The organism is Microbacterium sp. Bi128, assembly GCF_918698205.1.
Genome location: NZ_CAKKMM010001603.1, coordinates 1 through 1,096 on the forward strand (window position 1 = coordinate 1; position 1,096 = coordinate 1,096).

General features: G+C 70.3%; 1 protein-coding gene. It reads right to left on the reverse strand.

The window, feature by feature from the left end; genetic code table 11:
* Nucleotides 1-150: 150 nt before the first annotated feature.
* Nucleotides 151-1,005, reverse strand: a complete 855-nt coding sequence (locus tag LQV45_RS34870) for an endonuclease domain-containing protein (RefSeq protein ID WP_230012535.1) — start codon at nucleotides 1,003-1,005, stop codon at nucleotides 151-153.
* Nucleotides 1,006-1,096 lie beyond the last annotated feature (91 nt).

The following is a 1,096-nucleotide window of genomic DNA, read 5'->3' on the forward strand; positions in this document are numbered from 1 at the left end:
GAGGACGACGCCGGAGTCTGGCATCCTCCCCTCCGCGGATCTCCTCCGCTCCGGGGCTGCGGGGCAAAGCCAGGGGAGGAGATTCGGCGACCGGAGGACGGCACCGGGATCCGGCATCCTCCCCTCCGCGGATCTCCTCCGCTCCGGGGCTCAGCGGGCTCGATGCAGCCCCTGCGCGATGGCGGAAACGATGCTGTGCTGAACCGAGGGCCAGTCGTCGACGAGTTGGTGGTAGCCCACGCGGATGACGTGATAGCCGTTGAGCGCCAGAAGGGCGTCGTGCCGGATATCCGCCTCGCGCTGAGCCCCGACGTGATGACCGCCGTCCGCCTGGACGACGAGCTTCTCGCCGATCAGCAGGTCGACGCGGTAGCCCAGGATCCACATTTGCGGCCTGAGTCGCACTCCGAGCCACGCCAGGCGCACGATGAGGAAGGTCTCCAGACCCGAATCGGCGAGCGGCGTGGCCCGTGCCGCGAGTTCGAGACCGCGGCTCGTCAATGGGTACCGGCGCATCTCGTCGAGAGTGACCAACTTCTTGTTCAACGCCGAGTTCCAGATCGCGAGCGCCTGCTCGTCGGGCAGGCAGCGGCTCACGACACCGAGGACGTTGACCACGCCGTCGACCAGATTCTCCGGATGCCGAGGGACCAACGGCCGGCAACGGTGGACGCGCGTGCCCGCCGCGACGCTGATGCGACCGGCGTGAGGCGGGGCGGCCACGTGGACCTCGCCCGTGGCCAAGACCCACAGACCGTGTCGGACCGCCGCGGTGGAGCATGCCAACGTCACCCCTGTGCGCGCCGCGGCGACGAGGAACGGATCGGCATCGGGGACGGCGACCCACCGACGGCGAAGACGGAGGAGGGCACCGTGCTTCACCGCGGAGGAGAGCGTGTCGGCGGACACTCCCTCTCGCTGGAGGGCCGCGGTGGCGACGACACCGCCGAGGGTACGCACTCGGGCGACGAGCCGATCGATCCGGTCGGAGAGGCGGGGATTCACGGCGCCAGCGTGCCCGATCGCTCGAGCGCACGGTCACGTGGCGCCCGCAACCTGTGGATGACGGGGCTGGGGAGGAGGGGCGCAGGGGTTC